Origin of the sequence: Pantoea allii, assembly GCF_002307475.1 — a bacterium.
GTDB lineage: Bacteria > Pseudomonadota > Gammaproteobacteria > Enterobacterales > Enterobacteriaceae > Pantoea > Pantoea allii.
On record NZ_NTMH01000040.1, the window covers coordinates 470,951 to 488,145 of the forward strand.

General features: G+C 54.2%; 20 protein-coding genes. 12 read left to right on the forward strand and 8 right to left on the reverse strand.

From position 1 onward, the window contains the following. Positions 1-4: 4 nt before the first annotated feature. Entirely contained in the window at positions 5-619 is a 615-nt protein-coding gene (locus tag CMR03_RS25655; RefSeq protein ID WP_241536735.1) for a LuxR family transcriptional regulator, read from the reverse strand. A gap of 816 nt (positions 620-1,435) precedes the next feature. Here CMR03_RS25655 and CMR03_RS19360 point away from each other — a divergent pair. The 5 genes from CMR03_RS19360 to CMR03_RS19380 all read left to right on the forward strand — a co-directional run bounded on the left by CMR03_RS19360 (position 1,436) and on the right by CMR03_RS19380 (position 6,756). After that, positions 1,436-1,699 carry a hypothetical protein gene (locus tag CMR03_RS19360; RefSeq protein WP_096012363.1) on the forward strand — a complete coding sequence of 88 codons (264 nt, stop codon included), beginning with the start codon at positions 1,436-1,438 and terminating at the stop codon, positions 1,697-1,699. A gap of 113 nt (positions 1,700-1,812) precedes the next feature. Continuing rightward, positions 1,813-3,018: an FAD-dependent oxidoreductase gene (locus tag CMR03_RS19365; RefSeq protein WP_096012364.1), complete on the forward strand. Its 1,206-nt coding sequence runs from the start codon at positions 1,813-1,815 to the stop codon at positions 3,016-3,018. A gap of 463 nt (positions 3,019-3,481) precedes the next feature. Then, positions 3,482-4,756: a nucleoside permease gene (locus tag CMR03_RS19370; protein ID WP_096012365.1), complete on the forward strand. Its 1,275-nt coding sequence runs from the start codon at positions 3,482-3,484 to the stop codon at positions 4,754-4,756. A 10-nt stretch (positions 4,757-4,766) separates the two neighbouring features. Then, entirely contained in the window at positions 4,767-5,783 is a 1,017-nt protein-coding gene (locus tag CMR03_RS19375; protein WP_096012366.1) for an ADP-ribosylglycohydrolase family protein, read from the forward strand. Further along, positions 5,776-6,756: a PfkB family carbohydrate kinase gene (locus CMR03_RS19380; protein ID WP_096012367.1), complete on the forward strand. Its 981-nt coding sequence runs from the start codon at positions 5,776-5,778 to the stop codon at positions 6,754-6,756. Before CMR03_RS19375 ends, CMR03_RS19380 begins: the two co-directional genes overlap by 8 nt. Here the strand turns inward: CMR03_RS19380 and CMR03_RS19385 are convergent. Then, complete coding sequence (locus CMR03_RS19385; protein WP_096012368.1) at positions 6,743-7,486, reverse strand: GntR family transcriptional regulator; 744 nt, start codon at positions 7,484-7,486, stop codon at positions 6,743-6,745. The genes CMR03_RS19380 and CMR03_RS19385 overlap by 14 nt on opposite strands. 98 nt (positions 7,487-7,584) lie before the next feature. Here CMR03_RS19385 and CMR03_RS19390 point away from each other — a divergent pair, with 98 nt between their 5' ends. Beyond that, a complete protein-coding gene (locus CMR03_RS19390) occupies positions 7,585-8,868 on the forward strand; it encodes an MFS transporter (protein ID WP_096012369.1) in 1,284 nt (427 codons plus the stop codon). Positions 8,869-8,904: 36 nt separating this feature from the next. Here CMR03_RS19390 and CMR03_RS19395 read toward each other — a convergent pair whose 3' ends face one another. The 3 genes from CMR03_RS19395 to CMR03_RS19405 form a co-directional block, all read right to left on the reverse strand. Beyond that, a complete protein-coding gene (locus CMR03_RS19395; RefSeq protein WP_096012370.1) occupies positions 8,905-9,153 on the reverse strand; it encodes an ElaB/YgaM/YqjD family protein in 249 nt (82 codons plus the stop codon). A gap of 227 nt (positions 9,154-9,380) precedes the next feature. After that, complete coding sequence (locus tag CMR03_RS19400) at positions 9,381-9,947, reverse strand: hypothetical protein (protein WP_096012371.1); 567 nt, start codon at positions 9,945-9,947, stop codon at positions 9,381-9,383. Between the two features lie 65 nt (positions 9,948-10,012). Beyond that, positions 10,013-10,342, reverse strand: coding sequence for a hypothetical protein (locus CMR03_RS19405; protein WP_096012372.1), 330 nt, complete (start codon positions 10,340-10,342; stop codon positions 10,013-10,015). Between the two features lie 208 nt (positions 10,343-10,550). Here CMR03_RS19405 and CMR03_RS19410 point away from each other — a divergent pair, with 208 nt between their 5' ends. The 3 genes from CMR03_RS19410 (at position 10,551) to CMR03_RS19420 (ending at position 11,737) form a co-directional block, all read left to right on the forward strand. After that, positions 10,551-10,730, forward strand: a complete 180-nt coding sequence (locus CMR03_RS19410; protein ID WP_063879139.1) for a hypothetical protein — start codon at positions 10,551-10,553, stop codon at positions 10,728-10,730. A gap of 187 nt (positions 10,731-10,917) precedes the next feature. Then, on the forward strand, positions 10,918-11,301 hold the full coding sequence (locus CMR03_RS19415; RefSeq protein ID WP_096012373.1) for a hypothetical protein: 384 nt from the start codon (positions 10,918-10,920) through the stop codon (positions 11,299-11,301). Positions 11,302-11,323: 22 nt separating this feature from the next. Then, positions 11,324-11,737, forward strand: coding sequence for a GNAT family N-acetyltransferase (locus CMR03_RS19420; RefSeq protein WP_063879141.1), 414 nt, complete (start codon positions 11,324-11,326; stop codon positions 11,735-11,737). On the opposite strand, the gene CMR03_RS19425 is transcribed toward CMR03_RS19420, so the two are convergent. Together CMR03_RS19425 and ldcA are read right to left on the reverse strand one after the other, a co-directional pair. Then, positions 11,738-12,397, reverse strand: coding sequence for an MBL fold metallo-hydrolase (locus CMR03_RS19425; RefSeq protein ID WP_096012374.1), 660 nt, complete (start codon positions 12,395-12,397; stop codon positions 11,738-11,740). 22 nt (positions 12,398-12,419) lie between these two features. After that, positions 12,420-13,343: a muramoyltetrapeptide carboxypeptidase gene (ldcA, locus tag CMR03_RS19430; protein ID WP_096012375.1), complete on the reverse strand. Its 924-nt coding sequence runs from the start codon at positions 13,341-13,343 to the stop codon at positions 12,420-12,422. Between the two features lie 155 nt (positions 13,344-13,498). Here ldcA and emtA point away from each other — a divergent pair, with 155 nt between their 5' ends. Beyond that, entirely contained in the window at positions 13,499-14,131 is a 633-nt protein-coding gene (gene emtA / locus CMR03_RS19435) for a membrane-bound lytic murein transglycosylase EmtA (RefSeq protein ID WP_096012376.1), read from the forward strand. Positions 14,132-14,180: 49 nt separating this feature from the next. Here the strand turns inward: emtA and CMR03_RS19440 are convergent, their stop codons facing one another. Next, the gene (locus tag CMR03_RS19440; RefSeq protein ID WP_063879144.1) at positions 14,181-15,128 is read right to left on the reverse strand and encodes a sugar-binding transcriptional regulator; all 948 of its coding nucleotides are present in this window, start codon (positions 15,126-15,128) and stop codon (positions 14,181-14,183) included. A gap of 299 nt (positions 15,129-15,427) precedes the next feature. Between CMR03_RS19440 and CMR03_RS19445 the strand changes: the two genes are divergently transcribed. Both CMR03_RS19445 and CMR03_RS19450 read left to right on the forward strand, forming a co-directional pair. Beyond that, the gene (locus tag CMR03_RS19445) at positions 15,428-16,258 is read left to right on the forward strand and encodes a transketolase (protein WP_063879145.1); all 831 of its coding nucleotides are present in this window, start codon (positions 15,428-15,430) and stop codon (positions 16,256-16,258) included. Further along, on the forward strand, positions 16,251-17,195 hold the full coding sequence (locus tag CMR03_RS19450) for a transketolase family protein (protein WP_063879146.1): 945 nt from the start codon (positions 16,251-16,253) through the stop codon (positions 17,193-17,195). The genes CMR03_RS19445 and CMR03_RS19450 overlap by 8 nt, the downstream gene beginning before the upstream one ends.

Here is a 17,195-nt window from a genome sequence, read left to right on the forward strand (position 1 = left end):
ATTTTTAACTGGAGAACAACTGATTCAGGCTGCTTCCCGTCTTCCTACGAACCGAATCTTTGATGCAGTAAATTTTTTTAACGCTAAGCTCCATTTTTTTTGATATTTCACTCAGAGAAAATCCGTGATTGACCAGATCAAGAAACTTAACCTCATCAGTGGTTAACGGATTAATCCCTTTTTTTTCACCTCCTTTTAAACCGTAGTAACATGCGTTAATTGATTTTTTAATATCGACGATGGCTGTTCCTGGGTAAATGACCGTATTAATACTTTTATCCTGTTTTTTCCAGAAAGCAGCTAAGGATGCCAGTCTGCGGTCGCAAACCAGGATGATAATTAAACTCTGCGATTTCAAATAATCCAGCCAGTTATGACTGGTAAAAAAGCGTATGTTGTGTGTTGAAAAATCCACAAATATACAACCTTTTGTAAATAAGCTTTCATATCGACCAGAAACGACGGAAAGAATGCCATTAATTAAGTAGTAGTTCCGCGCTGGCCAAATAACCACTTTTTGTATCGGGCACCGTTTAATTTCTTCTGTTAGCTCATTGGCTAATTCACATCGGTAGCGACAACTAAAGCAATATATACTTTCTCTCGTAATCCTTCTCATAAGCTTGTTTTGCTGCTCGTTAAGGAAGGTGAGATAAACATAGCATTATTAAACCTTCTAATTCAACGCGTTGGGTGATTGCATGGCGCAATGGACATGGAATAATCCTAAAGTGTTATGTTTCATTTATTTTTAACGCAAAAATGAAATTTATCCCACAACAGTGCCATTTATTGTGAACTTAAAAAGACAGTGTACTTTTTATGAATTCAGATAATTTCATCCTCCCCAGGATTTTTCTATTAATATTAAGGATGCGATCAATAAAATTATCGCACTTTAAGATAAAAACGGTCCATTGATTAAATTTTTGTAAAAACAACATGTCAATAACAGGTGGCGTTAATGTGCTGTTAATTCCTGTGAGGCTAAATTTGAATTATGATCATAATATTAATGGTGTATTTTAAATATGATAGCAATATGTTGCTTGCTTAATTTTTACGCAATGATGCACGAGATAGTCAACGGGATTTGATCTTTGCGTGTTCACTTACAATTCAATGAAATTTATTTAATCTTTTTGACAATGTTGTCATTTATCGAGATGTTATTTGATCGCTAAATGTAAGAGCTAAACGCCATTTTTTTCAGGTTAACAACAATAAGTTATCAATTTTGATGGAGGTCGAACGAGGGAATAACATAATAAGACGCACTTACCCAGCAGCTTCGTAACTATTGTGATAATTGCTCAGCTAAAATGTTATAGCTGTGCATCTGCCTCTGATAAGGGATGTTCTGATAACCGCTGTCTATCACAATCAACAATGATAACAATTTGCTACCCGGTTCCATCAGGGTAATTATGGAGGTATGACGACATATCGCATTAAAGTGGGTTACCACAACCCTTCAGCACTGACGTTCATGCAACTGGATGAGCAGCTTGCTGACCACGCGTTTTACAGCGCACGCGCCAACGCGGACAGCGGCGGTTTCCGCTATTTTCAGGAGTATGAATACCAGTCCGATTCTGCCGACTATTGTTCGGTGTGCTCCATGGCTTACCATCACGCCTGTAAGGTCAGAAAATGCCCGCTGGTGCTGGTTGAAATAAAAGAAGAATACCCCGGCTGACAGCGTCAGCGCGCGGTTTCTGGCTGCGACCTGTGCAATATCCCTGTACTCCCTCGGTACTTAAATCATCCGTGCTGGCCTACACTGACAACGTACATTTTAAGGGGTAAGCCATGTCATCTACTGAACACATTATGTCTGACTGCTGTATTGTCGGCGGCGGCCCGGCCGGTCTGATGCTGGGTTATTTACTGGCGCGTGCCGGTTTGCAGGTTGTGGTGATCGAGAAGCATGACGACTTTCTCCGCGACTTCCGTGGTGACACTATTCACCCTTCCACCCTTGAGGTGATGCACCATCTGGGTCTGCTGGATGACCTGCTGAAACTGCCTCACCAGCGCGCAGAAAAGCTGCAGGCGGAAATGGGCGGCCAGGAGGTGACGATGGCCGATTTTTCGCGTCTGCCACTCCAGTGTCGTTTTATCGCATTCATGCCACAGTGGGATTTCCTGAATTTCATGGCGGAACGCAGCGCACAGTTTCCCGGCTTTACCCTGTTGAAATCCACAACCTTAAAGCAGCTGCTAACAGAAGAGGGTGAGGTAAGCGGTGTTGTCGCGTCACAGGCAGGCCAGCCGGTTGAGATCCGTACCCGTCTGGTGATTGGTGCTGACGGTCGTAACTCTAACGTACGTGCACAGGCCGGCCTGGTGAGTCAGCATTTTGGCTCGCCGCGTGATGTGGTGTGGTTTCGTCTGGACAAAAAGTCTGACGATCCCCAGTCAGGCATGGGCCATACCGGGCCGCGCAACAACTTTATCGTCATCGACAGGGGCGATTACTGGCAGTGCGGGCTAACCATCGAGAAAGGGCAGTTTGATGCGCTCCAGGCCGAGGGGCTTGAGGCGATGAAACACAAGATTGCCAGCGTGTCTCCCTTTCGTCCTGCGCGCCTGGCGGAAATTGACAGCTGGGATCAATTCAAACTGCTGTCTATCCGGATCGACAGGCTGAACCAGTGGGCGAAGCCGGGCGTCCTCTGTATCGGTGATGCGGCTCATGCCATGTCTCCGATTGGTGGCGTTGGCGTTAATCTTGCTATCCAGGATGCCGTTGCCACGGCAAACCTGCTGACCCGGCCGTTGCTAAAGGGAAAGATCACGTTAAGGGATCTGGAAAAAGTGCAGAAGCGTCGCCAGTTTCCCACCGTTGCAACGCAGTTCCTGCAAATCAAAATGAGCAGTAAAAAGAAACCGGGCAGTGAGGGCAAAAGTAAAATGCCTGACATCATCCGTAAGTATCCCTTTCTGCGCTTTATTTTTGGCCGACTCATCGGGATGGGATTCCGTATGGAAAAGCCACGCAGATTTCACAACTGAAGGTGTGTTGATTCTGGGATGCGGCGCTGTCGTGGATGACGGCGCTTTACCGCACCCGGTGCTTCCCTGGAGCCTGACAAGTCCCGCCATCAGCCTGAAGCCAGGCGTGGGCTGGGCTTTATGTGAAATGTTTACGGCCCACAGCCCACAGCCCACAGCCCACAGCCCACAGCCCACTGCTTACCACTCATCGCCCATCGTTTTAGCGTTTATACTGCTAATCGCACCATACTCACGGATAACCGCTTTGACCCGCGCGCCGCTTGCGTCCTGATGCAACAAAGCCCGTTGACGGAATCAGCCGTCATGTTTCGCCTCACCCAGAGGACGTCTTTAACAGCGTATAAGGTCGCCAACGGCAGGAAAGATAGTGCGATGTAGCTCAAAATTTCAGCTAAAGGTATTATAAAGGTTATGTACGTGGTGTTAGATTGGCCTTACCAACACCGGGGAACACACTATAATGAAAACGAAAACGGCCAGCCTGTCATTTATGATGTTTGTGGAATGGTTTATCTGGGGCGCGTGGTTTGTCCCGCTCTGGGCCTTTCTCAGCAAAAATGGTTTCATGCCCGTCGAAATTGCGTGGTGCTATGCCTGTACCTCCCTTGCCGCCATCCTGTCACCGATTCTGGTGGGTTCCCTGGCAGACCGTTTCTTTCAGGCGCAGAAGGTGCTGGGCGTGCTGATGATCGTGGGCGCAGGGCTGATGTATTTCGCGGCGCAGCAAACGCACTTCAGTGGTTTCTTTCCCCTGTTGCTGCTTTATGCGCTGACGTATATGCCCACCATTGCGCTCACTAACAGTATTGCGTTTTCACACGTGGCAGATGTCGAGCGCGATTATCCACGCATCCGCGTACTGGGTACGCTTGGCTGGATCGCATCCGGTATCGTCTGTGGTTTTCTGCCGTCACTACTGGGCTTTGGCGATATCTCCGCCAGTAATATTCCTTTGCTGATCACCGCCGCCAGCTCACTATTGTTGGGCCTGTTCGCCTTTATGCTGCCCGCCACCCAGCCTAAAAGCACGGGCAGGTTTAGTCTGCGAACGGCGTTGGGACTGGATGCCCTGCATCTGCTGAAAGATCGCAGCTTCCTCGTCTTTTTTGTCTGTTCCTTCCTGTTCAGCATGCCGCTGGCATTTTATTACATCTTTGCGGAAGGATATCTGACCGAGGTCGGCCTGGCCCATGCCACCGGCTGGATGACGCTGGGGCAGATGTCCGAAATTCTGTTTTTACTGGCGCTGCCATTTTTTATCAAATGCTTTGGGATCGGAAACGTGCTGCTGCTGGGCCTGGTAACGGCTGCGTTGCGCTATCTGTTTTTTGTCTTCGGCAGCGACCAGAACCTGCTCACCTATGGCCTGTTATTTATGGGCATCCTGCTGCACGGTGTCAGCTATGACTTCTACTTTATTACCGCCTACATCTACGTCGATAAAAAATCCCCGGTCAGCATGCGTAATGCTGCGCAGGGATTAATTACCCTGGCCTGTCAGGGAATAGGCAGCCTGCTGGGCTATCGTCTGGGCGGTTACCTGATGCAGGAGATGTTTGCCTATAGTCAGCCGCGCAACGGCCTGACGTTCAACTGGGCAGGGATGTGGCTGTTTGGTTGCGTGATGATCGTCTTGATCACCGTGGCGTTTATTCTGCTGTTCCGCGATGCCAAAAAGCGCAGCGATGAGCTCAACGTGGTTGATCCTGCCGCCGTGACGGAAAGCCAAAAATAAGGAAGAAAAAATGATTACCCCACAACAACGGATTACCGGCGCGTTTTATGGTCAGGCACTTGGCGATGCCATGGGCATGCCGTCAGAGCTGTGGCCGCGTAGCCGCGTGAAACAGCACTTTGGCTGGATAGATCGCTTTTTGCCCGGCCCGGCGGAGAACAACGCAGCCTGCTATTTTGGCCGCGCCGAATTCACCGATGATACCTCCATGGCGCTGGCGCTGGCAGATGCCATCATCAGCCACGATGGCGAGATCGTCGCTGAAACGATTGGGATGAATATCCTGCGCTGGGCGGAAGGGTTTGATGCTTTTAATAAAAATGTGTTGGGGCCAACCTCAAAAATTGCCCTGCGTGCCTTACAGGCCGGTCAGCCGATTAGCGCGCTGGAAAATAACGGCCTGACGAATGGTGCGGCCATGCGCATTTCTCCGCTGGGCTGCCTGTTGCCCGCGCGTGATTTAGCGGGTTTTATTGATGCGGTCGCGCTGGCATCCAGCCCAACGCACAAGGCCGATGTGGCGATTGCCGGGGCGACCGTAATTGCCTGGGCTGTTTCACGTGCCGTGGAGGGCGCAGGCTGGGGGCAAATACGCGACGCGCTGCCGGCCGTTGCCCGGGCGGCACAGGAACGGCAGATAACCACCTTTAGTGCGTCGATGGCCGCGCGTCTGGAACTGGCGTTTTCGGTGGTTGAGCAGGGACGCGGTATTGAATCCACTATGGATCAAATCTATGCGCTGGTGGGAACGGGCACCAGCACCATCGAGTCGGTGCCCGCCGCCATTGCCATGGTCGAGCTGGCAAAGACCGATCCCAATCGCTGTGCCATTCTTTGCGCGAACCTTGGCGGAGATACGGACACCATTGGTGCAATGGCCGTTGCCATCTGTGGCGCGCTTAACGGTATCGACGCTATCGATCCCGCGTTGAGGCAGCAGCTGGACAGCGTCAATCAACTGGACTTTGAAGCGTACAGCCGTGCGTTTACTGCTTTTCGCCAGAAGCGGGAGGCGGCATATGCTTGATCCGCACAGCGTAGCGACATTACATAATAAGGCCGCAATCTGTGTACTGGGCGCGGCCGTCGTGGATGTCATCGCACGCACCGAACAGCTTCCCCAGCGCGGCGGTGACAGCGAGCTTCAGCAGCAAAGCCTGAGCGTGGGTGGCTGCGCGCTGAACGTGGCGCTGGCCCTGCACCGGCTGGGGCTGGATGCCGTAAACGCGTTACCGCTGGGCCAGGGCATCTGGGCCGATCAGGTGCGGAAAAAACTGGCGTCCTGTGGACTGACCAGCGTCACGGAAACCCGTAAGGGCGACAACGGTTGGTGCCTGGCGCTGGTCGAACCCGACGGTGAGCGGACGTTTCTGTCGATGGCCGGGGTGGAAAACCAGTGGGATGAGGCGATGCTGGCGTCTGTCCCCCTGCAAAGGGACGGCTGGCTGTATGTGTCGGGTTATCAACTCAGCGGTAAAAATGCAGAAATCCTGGTGCCGTGGCTGGAGGAAGTGGCGAACAGGCAACGGCTGCTGATCGATTTTGGCCCGCGTCTGCCGCATATCAGCCAACATCACTGGCAGCGGCTGATGGCGCTGCAGCCCGTGATTACCCTTAACCGACAGGAAGCGGAACACGTCTGGCACCAGCGTTTAGCGATATCTGAGCGTTTTAGTGCGCAGGCGTTGATCGCCCGGTGGTCTGACTATTTTTCCAGCCCGCTGGTGGTGCGGCTGGACAGTGAAGGTGCCGGGTTCAGCCATCACGGACAGCATGGCTGGCGAGCGGTATTCAAAACAACGGTGGTCGATTCCATCGGTGCCGGCGACAGCCATAGCGCGGGCTTACTGGCCGCGCTGGCATCTGACTGGCCACTTGAAAACGCCGTGGCGCTGGGCAACGCGGTCGCATCCTTTGTGGTGTCGCAGCGTGGCGGCGATACCGCTCCCGATCGGGCAGCCCTGATCCGCCACTGGCAGCAGTGCCTTACTCGGCAATAAACACGTACATATCACTGCGGCAGTAGCTGATGCTGTATTCCAGTGGGCGCTCATGTGCATCCAGCGCCAACTGCTTAATCACCAGCACCGGGATCAGCTCGGGCAGGGCAATCAGGCGCTGTAATTCAGCATCCGGCATCTGCGCGCTGACGCGGCTTTGCGTTTTTACCGGCTGAATCTGATGGCGGCGAAAGTAGTCGTACAGCGAAATGCCGATGTCGCTGGCATCGTTGATTAATTCGCACGGCACCCAGGAGGTTTCCACCGACACAGCCTGCTGATCGACATAACGCAGCCGCTTCAGCAAATACACCTCGCTGCCCGGCGGCAACTGCAACTTTTGTGCGATCGCATGTTCACAGCGGATGCGATGCTTTTGCAGCCATTCCGTGTCGGGCTTTTTACCGCGCAAGACCACCTGTTGTGAAAACCCTTGTGGCTCTTTCAGCGAGTATTCCAGTGCGCTACAAATCTGCGTGCCATAGCCACGCGAGCGGTGAACGATCCCTTCCTGAGCAAGCGCATCCATCGCCTTACGCACCGTGATGCGTGAAATACCCAGTTGTTGAGAAAAGTCGCGTTCGCTGGGCAGCACCTCTTCATTACGCAGCAATCCGTCGCGCACGGCATCTTTAATGACCTGCGTAAAACGTTTATAGAGCGGAGTATTGCTCTCGGCGCTGAGCACGCGACTCAGGTGGCTGAAAAGGGCGTGATGTTGTGATGTCATTATTCTCGTCTGGGATACATAACCTTATCTGCTGGAATTCTATACTATCTCTCTTATCACCGTACTGGTTTTGCAGGCGGCAACGTGAGGAGAGTCAAATGGAAACCGCTTCACCCCAGGTAAAGCAACACCGACGCGCACTGGTTGCGGGTTCGGTGGGCAACTTTATTGAATGGTATGAGTTCGCCATTTATGGCTTTCTCGCCACGCTGATTGCCCAGAATTTTTTTCAGTTACAGGGCGAGTCGGCGCTGAGCGGGCTGATTCTGACCTGGGCCTTATTTGCGGTCGCGTTTTTCTTTCGGCCATTGGGCGCGCTGGTGTTTGGTCGAATTGGCGATCGTATCGGTCGTAAACCCACGCTGATTATGGTGCTGGTATTGATGACGCTGGCGACCGCGGCCATCGGCCTCGTGCCCACCTATGCCTCGGTGGGCATTGCGGCACCGCTGATGCTGACCGGGCTGCGCATCCTGCAGGGGCTTTTTGCCGGGGGCGAATACGGCGGCGCGGTGTCTCTGATGACCGAGTTTGCGCCGCGCGGCAAGCGCGGCCTGTATGGCGCATGGCAGTCGCTGACCGTCGCACTCGGCCTGCTGGCAGGGATCGGGCTGGTGGCGCTGCTGTCGTATACGCTCAGTCCGCCAGCCATGCTGGTCTGGGGCTGGCGGATTCCCTTTATCCTGGCGTTGCCGCTGGGGATGGTCGCGCTCTGGTTGCGGCTGGCTATGGACGAAACACCGGGCTTTGTGCGCCAGCAACAGCAGCAGTTCATTCACGCGGACCGGGGACAAACATTAAAAAGCATTCTGCTGGCGATTGCGCGCGTGATGCTGTGGTCAGCGGCGGGTTATACCTGCCTGGTAATTATGCCAACCTATCTGCAGTCCGCGCTGCACACCGGGCAGCATCAGGCGTTGCTGATTGCCGTAATCTCGAATCTGGGATTCGCGGTCACCATTATTCCGGCGGGCATGTTGAGTGACAGAGTGGGGCGACGTCGGGTGATGGTGGTGGCCAGTGTGCTGTTACTGGTATTAGCGATGCCGCTGCTGAAAGTGCTGCAGGCGGAAACGGCCACACTATACAGCAAAGCGCTGGTGGTATTTATGGCTGGCGGTGTGGTGGGCTTGCTGGCAGGGCCGGGGCCGGCGATGCTGGCTGAAATGTTTCCTACGCGGGTGCGTTATACCGGACTGGGGCTGGCGTATTCACTCTCGAATGCCGTTTTTTCAGGCTGTGCCGGGCTGATTATTACCGGGTTGATTAAGCAGACGGGAAATCTGGATATTCCGGCGTGGTATATGATGGCGACCGCGCTGGTCTCTATACCGGCACTGATGACGTTAAATAAAGACGATCATCTGCGGGATCTGGCGTGAGGGTAAAACGGGAGCAAGCGCTCCCGTTTTTGATACTTATTTGCGGCTCAGCAGGAAGCCAAGCACCACGCCAACACCGGCGGCCACGGCCAGACCCGCAAACGGGTTAGACTGTACCTGATCTTTGATGCAATCAGCGGCATCACGAGCGGCGTAGGATGCCTGGTTGGTGTAGCGGCGAGCTGCACCACGGGCACGATGACGCGGGGAGTCGGTAAACTCACCCCATTGTTGCTCTGCGGCACCGGCGACTTCTTTTACTGCATCTTCAATTTTTCCTGACATGCTTCATCTCCTTGGTTATCACAGTCACTTAAAGCGTAGCAAACCTTTGCCGTCGTGCTGCTCCAGGGCGCATTAATCTTCTGTTGAGTGCGCGATGACCAGATGAAAACACCGGTCGCAAGGGCCCTTTTTTACCCCACAAGGCGCTCAGGCAGGGGCATGAAGCGGGAAAACGCGATGACCAACGCCGCGCGAATGGGGGCGGAGAAAAATCATTACCAGCTGTTTCATTCCACGAGACGATGGGGTGAAGCGATGTGTTTGGGATACCAGCTCACCAGAAAGTGGCGGAGATGGTCAAAGCACCATTCCGCATCATCAGACTGCGGGCAGTAATACTGGATGGTGATTTTTTCGTAGCGGCGCTGGCGTTGCTGCAGCGGTGACCAGCCCCAGTCAAGCACGGATCGGGCATAGTTAACCAGGGCATCCTCTGCCAGCGCATGCTGTTGCGCCTGTTCTTTCAGGTAGGCATAAAACGCGGCTTCCAGCTGCAGCGCCTCATCATGGGGATGGCCAGGCAATTCGGGACGAAAGGCAACATCGATAAAACCGCACACGGCGTTTTCCTGCTGCTGCCAGTCGCAGGCCAGCGTCATAAATAACCCGTCCTGAAGATTCACCTCTTCGACCAGGCGCTGCAGGTTAGCGGAATGGCGAAGCACAAGAATTTCTTCCAGGCGTTCCGTCTCCAGCGTTAAATCGATGCCGCACGGGTTCAGGGTGCCGTCTTCATTGCGGGTCGCAGGGAAGGGGAAATCGATATAGCCGTTGTTATCCAGACGCTTTTCCATGTGAAGGATGACCTGTCGCTTGACGTTTCCTGACACTATATCATCCCGTGACAGGAATCACCCCTTTACTGGCAGGTCCAGGTGATCAGGGTGTCCTGATAGGGATTGATCAACCGGAACTGTTTATCCGACAGACGTTGCGCGTAGTAACCTTCGCGCGTCACGGCGGAAGGAATGTACTGAAAGCGATCCTGCGACTGCAGCGGGCCGCTCTGCACGCTGGCGCCGTCACGACTGACGCGAAAGGATGTCACCAGATCGAAAATAGTGCCCTGGGTCTGGCCCAGCGACTGCCCATAAAGGGTACTGACTTCGCCCGGACAGTCCACGCCTTTCGGCGACGATGAGCAGCCCGTGAGCAGTGCCATAAAAATGAAAACCAGCGATCGCAACATATCCTGTTCCTGCCCGAGTCCATGAAAGCGGTGAACGATTCTATCGTGTAACGCCACAAATAACATGATCATAGCAGTTCTGCTACACAGGCTGATTTGCGCTTTGTTCAATCGTTAAGCAACAGAAATGCAAAAGATGACTTTGAGGTCGAATAAACGTTATTCTTGCCATCTTTGCGTATCGCTTAAGCAAATTCAGGGATAAATGATGAAAGAAGAAGAAGCCAGCCTGATGATTATTCGCCACGCCATCGAAGCACTGGATGCAGAAAAAAGGCAGCAGGTGATTGCCTGTGCATCTGACATTCGCGACGTCATGAGCAGCTTCGACAGCGAAGAGGCCGGTCTGGCGTTGATGCTGGTCGCGGCTGAAGTTGCGGCAGAATAGGGCATTGGTGGCCTGACAGCTACCCTGCCGCCGGTTCCGTTTTTCGTTGTTGCAAAGCGCATCTGAACGCATAGCCATCCGCTATGCCCCATCCACTGCGGTAATCTTTCCGCTCTTTCTTCGCCTGGCTTTGTCTGTGGTAAACTCCTCTGACTGTGTGGAATCACCTATTCAGCGGAGGAATCAGATGAAAGCAGCCCGTCTTGCCCTGTGCCTGTTGGCCTGTTACAGCGCGTCAGCGTGGAGCGAAAGCGAATTCCAGCTTCATTGTCCCGGACGACCCACCATGACCATTTCACGGGCGGAATATGGCCTGAGTACCCTTTCCTGGCCTCAACAGCATTTCCAGATTGCGGCGGGACAGCTGCACACCCGTATTAATGGGGGCGATAATGTTGCCATTACGCGCTTTCGCAACGGCGACCAGCTTATCGTCAACAAAAGCAACCTCGATACCTTCTTCGTTTACCATGACAGCGACAAGCTGGTGCCATGCAGCCGCAGCGCGATGCGTGATGTGGACGCCCTGAGCCTGGAACGTTATGACGACAGCCAGCGTAACGACTCTTGATCCGCCGCGATAAGGAAGGCCAATGCAGATTACCGTTACTGACAAGGTGACCAGTAAAGATCTGGATGAACTCCGGCTGGGCCTGAATGCCCATAACAGCAAGTTTTATGATGCGGCGTTAATTCAACCGCTGGGGCTGTTTATCTGCGATCCGCAGGGAAAGAAGCTGGCAGGACTGACCGGTACTACGACCGGTAACTGGCTACGTATCGATTTACTCTGGGTCAGTCATACACTTCGTGGGCAGGGCACCGGCAGCCGTCTGGTGCTGGCGGCCGAGCAGGAAGCGCGCCAGCGAGGATGTCGTTTTGCCCAGGTGGATACCGGCAGTTTTCAGGCGCGGCCGTTTTATGAAAAGTTGGGTTACGGCGTTCGTTTAACGCTCGACCAGTATATCCGTCATCATCAGCGTCACTATCTGACCAAAGTCCTGTGATTACAGCAGCACCTGCTGGCGCAGATCCAGCGGTTGCAACTCTGCCTCATCGATAGCAGCCAGCCAGCCGGGCAGGGTCACTTTCTGCCAGGACAGGTGACCGCGTGTGGTGCTCATCAGCACCACATCCGGGCGCAGGGTGCGGTAAAGCTCCAGTGAAGCGGCTAATTCGGCAGGATTACTCTCGGGCACGAGTACAGTGACCCAGCGGTCATGATGACGCGTCAGCGTATCGCCAACAAATAAGTAAGTCAGACCGCCAGGTGAATGGTAAAGGTAGCTGCAACTGCCCGGCGTATGACCGGGCGTCGGCAACAGATGAAAATCACCGAAATGGGTTTCCTGCTGGGTAAAGGTGTCGTCCGGCTCCACAAAACGGCTAATCTGCCCCAGTGAGCGGCTGTGACAATAGAGCGCGCTGTTAAAGCGTTGCTGAATGCGCGCCGCACCGGGCGCGGATTCGTGCCAGTGGGTCAGATAATGCCGGATCACACCGTTATCATCGGCCAGCACCTCATGATCCAGCGGGTTTTCAACCCGGCCAATCAGTAAATTGCCGCGCGGATGACGCAGTAAAAAACCATGCATCATTATGCCTTCGGTATCTTCTTCCGGGAATTCCGGCGTTGAGATCCACAAATCGTCATACAGCGGCTTCAATGTCGATCTCCTGCAACTTCAGCTATGTGTGCAATACGGGATGTCCGCTTGCCTGTAACGCCACCTGACCCTGATTCACCTGCAACGTTGCCGTGGCACCCAAAGGTAACGTGACGGTATCCGGACCGTGACCGAAATCCAGATCGCTGATGACCGGCAGACCGCTAATGTCACGAATGCGCTGCCAGACCGTGGAAAAATCAAATCCGTTGTCGTACTCAGACAGGGCGGTGCTGGTGAAACTGCCGGTAATAATCGCCTGCTGCCGGGCCAGAATGCCGCACTGATGTAACTGAAGCAGCATGCGTTCAATGCGGAACGGATGCTCGTTAACATCTTCAATTACCAGAATGCCGTTCTCAATCTGCGGCATCCACGGCGTGCCAATCAATGAGCTGATCATCGCCAGATTCCCGCCCCACAGCGTCCCCTGCCAGCGACCCTGATCGGGCGTCGTGCTCTGCCAGGCCACCTTGACTGTAGGTGATGTCAGCGCATGCCAAAAGTGCTGCAGCGTAAATTCGGATAAAACCTCAGCGCCAAAATTGCCCGCCAGCATCGGTCCACTGAAGCTGATGACGCCAGCATGTTGTAGCAGGGCTAACTGGAGTACGGTGAAATCGCTGTGCCCACAGAGCGCCAGCGGCTGATGCGCAAAACGGCGCTTCAGGCCCGCATAGTCCACCGACGGCAGCAGGCGAGTCGCGCCATAGCCGCCGCGCACCGCCAGCACAATATCGGGTAAGGTCGCTAAATCAGCCAGTTCATTAATATCACCCAGTCGCTCATCGTCGGTGCCGGCAAAGCGCTGAAAACGACGCGCGATAACGGCGTCATTGTCGACGCGATGTCCTTCCGCACGCAGGCGTTCCACCCCGAGCAGGGCAGCGGGCTGATTATGACAATAGCCTGAAGGGGCAATAAGACGGATGGAACGTGACGTCATAGTAAATTCCTGAAATTAGTCAGTGACAGACATCACGATAATGGCGAAAAACCGCAAATATGTCATCAGACTGCTGTAATTAGGATAAACGGTAATTTTGCAATTCTGCCGGCTCGGTATGATAGCTTCCGCCACTTCTGCGACGAGATAAAAAATTGCTTAAAATTCGCTACTTTGTCATTTCAGCCTTGCTGCTGACGGGCTGTGCCAGTGAACCGCCGCATACCTACGTTAAAGAGAAGAATACGCCGTTAACTCAGGCCGCGCCTTCACGCATCAGCGGAACCTGGTCACTCTTTACCGAAACGGCCGCCAACCAGTATGGTGTGGACGAAAAACTGATCAGCGCCATTATTAATGTGGAGTCCGGTGGAAACCCCGGCGTGGTCAGCCGTTCCAATGCGGTGGGATTAATGCAGATCAAAGCATCGACCGCAGGCCGGGAAGTGTACCGCACCCAGGGCCGCCACGGTCAGCCGAGCAACGCAGAGCTGCGCGATCCGGCCAGAAATATTGATATTGGTACTGCCTACATCAAAATTCTGCAGCAGTCGGCGCTTTCAGGGATTCGCGATCCTCTCACGCTGCGTTACGCCACCATCGTTTCCTATGCTAATGGCGCCGGTGCCTTACTGCGCACTTTCTCCAGCAATCGTGACCGGGCAATCGCCATGATTAATTCTATGACGCCGGACGAGTTTTATCAGCACGTGCAAAATAAACATCCTGCCGCCCAGGCACCCCGTTACTTGTGGAAAGTCACCACGGCTTACCGCGCAAACAGCTGACCCCGTGTTCTCTCCTCACCTTCCTTTCCGGCACGTGAGGAGAGAACCGTTAAGCTGTCAGCAGCCTTGCGGTAGGGTAATCCACGATAAGCACATTCACATAGCCGCCACGCAGCGCCCCGCGAATCGCCTGCGCCTTCTCTTTACCGCCCGCCAGCGCCACAACCTGCGCACACTGTCGGACCTGTTCCAGTTCCATACCAATCACCGGATCTTCATCGGCATCCAGTACAGGCTGACCTTGCTCATCGAAGTAGTGGAGACAAATATCGCCGACTGCCCCGCGCCCGGCCAGGGTACGTAACATGGTCGCATCGTAATAGTTACCCGAATTACGTAGCAGCGCAGAGGGTTCAAGATCGCCAATCCCGACAATGGCTAAATCCACCTCATTAAATTTATTCAGCACCTCGGCGACATCCGCATTGGCGGCCAGCCGCTGGCGGTCTGTCACTGAGTGCTCAATCGACTGAGAGGGCAGCAGCCAGGCCGGGCAATTCAGCAGTGCAGCAAGGTTTTGCGTCAGTATCGTGGCCTGCACGTTTCCGTTGGCACCCACGCCGCCCAGCAACTGAATCACGCCTTTACATGAGGTATTAAGGGGATGCAAGGCGTCCACCATACAGCGAATGGTGCCGCTCCATGAGGAGATGCCAATGAGTTCATCCGCGCGCACCCGGGTTTCCAGATAGTGGGCCGCCGCCGAACCAATCGCCTGTTTGATCTCTCCGGCGGAGGCGTGTTCAGGCACGTCCACCACGATGGCCTGCGGCAGTTGATAACGTTGCTCCAGGGCTTTTTCCAGTTCCGGAAAGACATTGGCAGGGGGAACGACGCTGATTTTAACCACGCCTTCTTTCACGCTGCGGTTCAGGATGCGCGACACAAACGATTGAGACAGCTTGAGTAACTGTGCAATGTCGGACTGCTTCTTGCCTTCGACATAGTAAAGCGTGGCAATTTTTACCATGAGCCGCTGTTCATCCTGTTTCGCCATCAGTTTTTCCTCTCGTGTCCTGGCCGTCATTGTTAACCACTCGCGTGAAAATCACAATCCACGGCAATTTGTGATCCTTTTCGCTTTTTATCACTTCATCCGTAGACGTGACTGACCGCAAAGCGCATAGTGGCAATGAATATAAAATCATTATTGAATATATATTCATAAAGGGAAAGGGTATTCACCTGACAGCTCCGATCGCGCTGATCGGTGCATGTGTTCGCTGTCAGCGATGGGCGTTTTGCGCCCAGTCTGAATATATATTTGGTGTCGACTTAAAATTCAAAAGGTGAGATATGAATCCTTTTACGCTTTCAGTAGATGAGCTTGAAAAACGGGCGCGGTCAGTGCGCCGTCGCATTATTCAGCTTAATGCCGGCAGCCCGGCAGGCGGCCATACCGGGGCCGACCTGTCGCAGGTGGAGATCCTGACCGCGCTCTACTTCCGCATCCTTAACTGCGCACCAGACCGTATGAAAGATGACGAGCGTGATATCTACATTCAGTCAAAAGGGCACGCGGTAGGCGGGTATTACTGCGTGCTGGCGGAGGCCGGTTATTTTCCACTGGACTGGCTGGCAACCTATCAACAGGCGAATTCGGCTTTACCGGGGCATCCGGTGCGGCAAAAAACGCCCGGCGTGGAGCTCAACACCGGTGCGCTGGGACATGGATTGCCCGTGGCTGTGGGCATTGCGCTGGCGGCGAAGAAGAGCAACAGTCGGCGGCGTATTTTTGTCGTCACCGGCGACGGCGAGCTGGCAGAAGGCAGTAACTGGGAAGCCGCGCTGGTCGCTGCCCATTACGGGCTGGATAACCTGATTGTGATTAACGACAAAAACAAGCTACAGCTGGCGGGATCGACACGTGACATTATGAATACCGACCCGCTGGCAGAGAAATGGCGCGCCTTTGGCCTGGCGGTCAGTGAATGCAACGGCAATGACATGGCGTCGGTGGTCAGCGCCCTGGAACAACCAGCGGTAAATGGCAAGCCGCAGGTGATTATCGCGCACACGGAAAAAGGTTTTGGCATCTCCTTTATTCAGGGCAAAGCTGAATGGCACCACCGGGTGCCCAAGGGGGAAGAAATCGACCGGGCACTGGAGGAGTTAAACGATGAGTAATGCACAACATCTGGCTGAGGTGATGGTAGAGGCACTGATGGCGGCCGTTGAACGCGGTATCGATGTGGTTCCTGTGGTGGCTGACTCCACCTCAACGGCCAAAATTGCGCCGTTCATCAAGGCCTTTCCCGGCCGGTTAGTCAACGTAGGTATCGCCGAGCAGGCGCTGGTGGGCACGGCTGCCGGTCTGGCGCTGGGCGGAAAAGTGGCCGTGACCTGCAACGCCGCGCCGTTTCTGATCTCGCGCGCCAACGAACAGGTGAAGATCGACGTCTGTTATAACAATACCAACGTCAAGCTGTTTGGGCTGAATGCGGGGACCAGCTATGGCCCACTTGCCAGCACGCACCACAGTATTGACGATATCGCCATCCTGCGCGGGTTTGGCAATATTGAAATTTACGCGCCTTCCTGTCCGGTGGAGTGCCGCCAAATCATCGACTATGCCCTTGATCACGTCGGGCCGGTTTACATCCGGCTGGATGGAAAAGCATTGCCGCAGCTCCACGCTGAGGATTACCGCTTTGAACCCGGCAAGATCGATGTGCTGCGCGAAGGCCATGACATCGCCCTTGTTGCCATGGGCTCGACGGTACACGAAGCCGTTACCGCAGCAGAGCAACTGAAAACTCAGGGCGTTTCCGCCGCGGTGATCGCCGTGCCTTCCATTCGTCCCTGTGATACTCAGCAGTTACATAATCTGCTGAGCCACTACCGTGCGGTGATTACGGTTGAAGAGCATAACGTGAATGGCGGCGTGGGCAGCCTGGTTGCAGAGGTACTGGCTGAAAATGGTTTAGCGGTCAGGCTGCTGCGCCTGGGCATTGCCGATGGGGAGTACGCCATAGCGGGCGATCGCGCCTCAACCCGGGCCTGTCATGGCATTGACGCCAGCAGCGTAGCGGCCCAGGCGTTGCGCCTCTGCACAGGAGGCTGA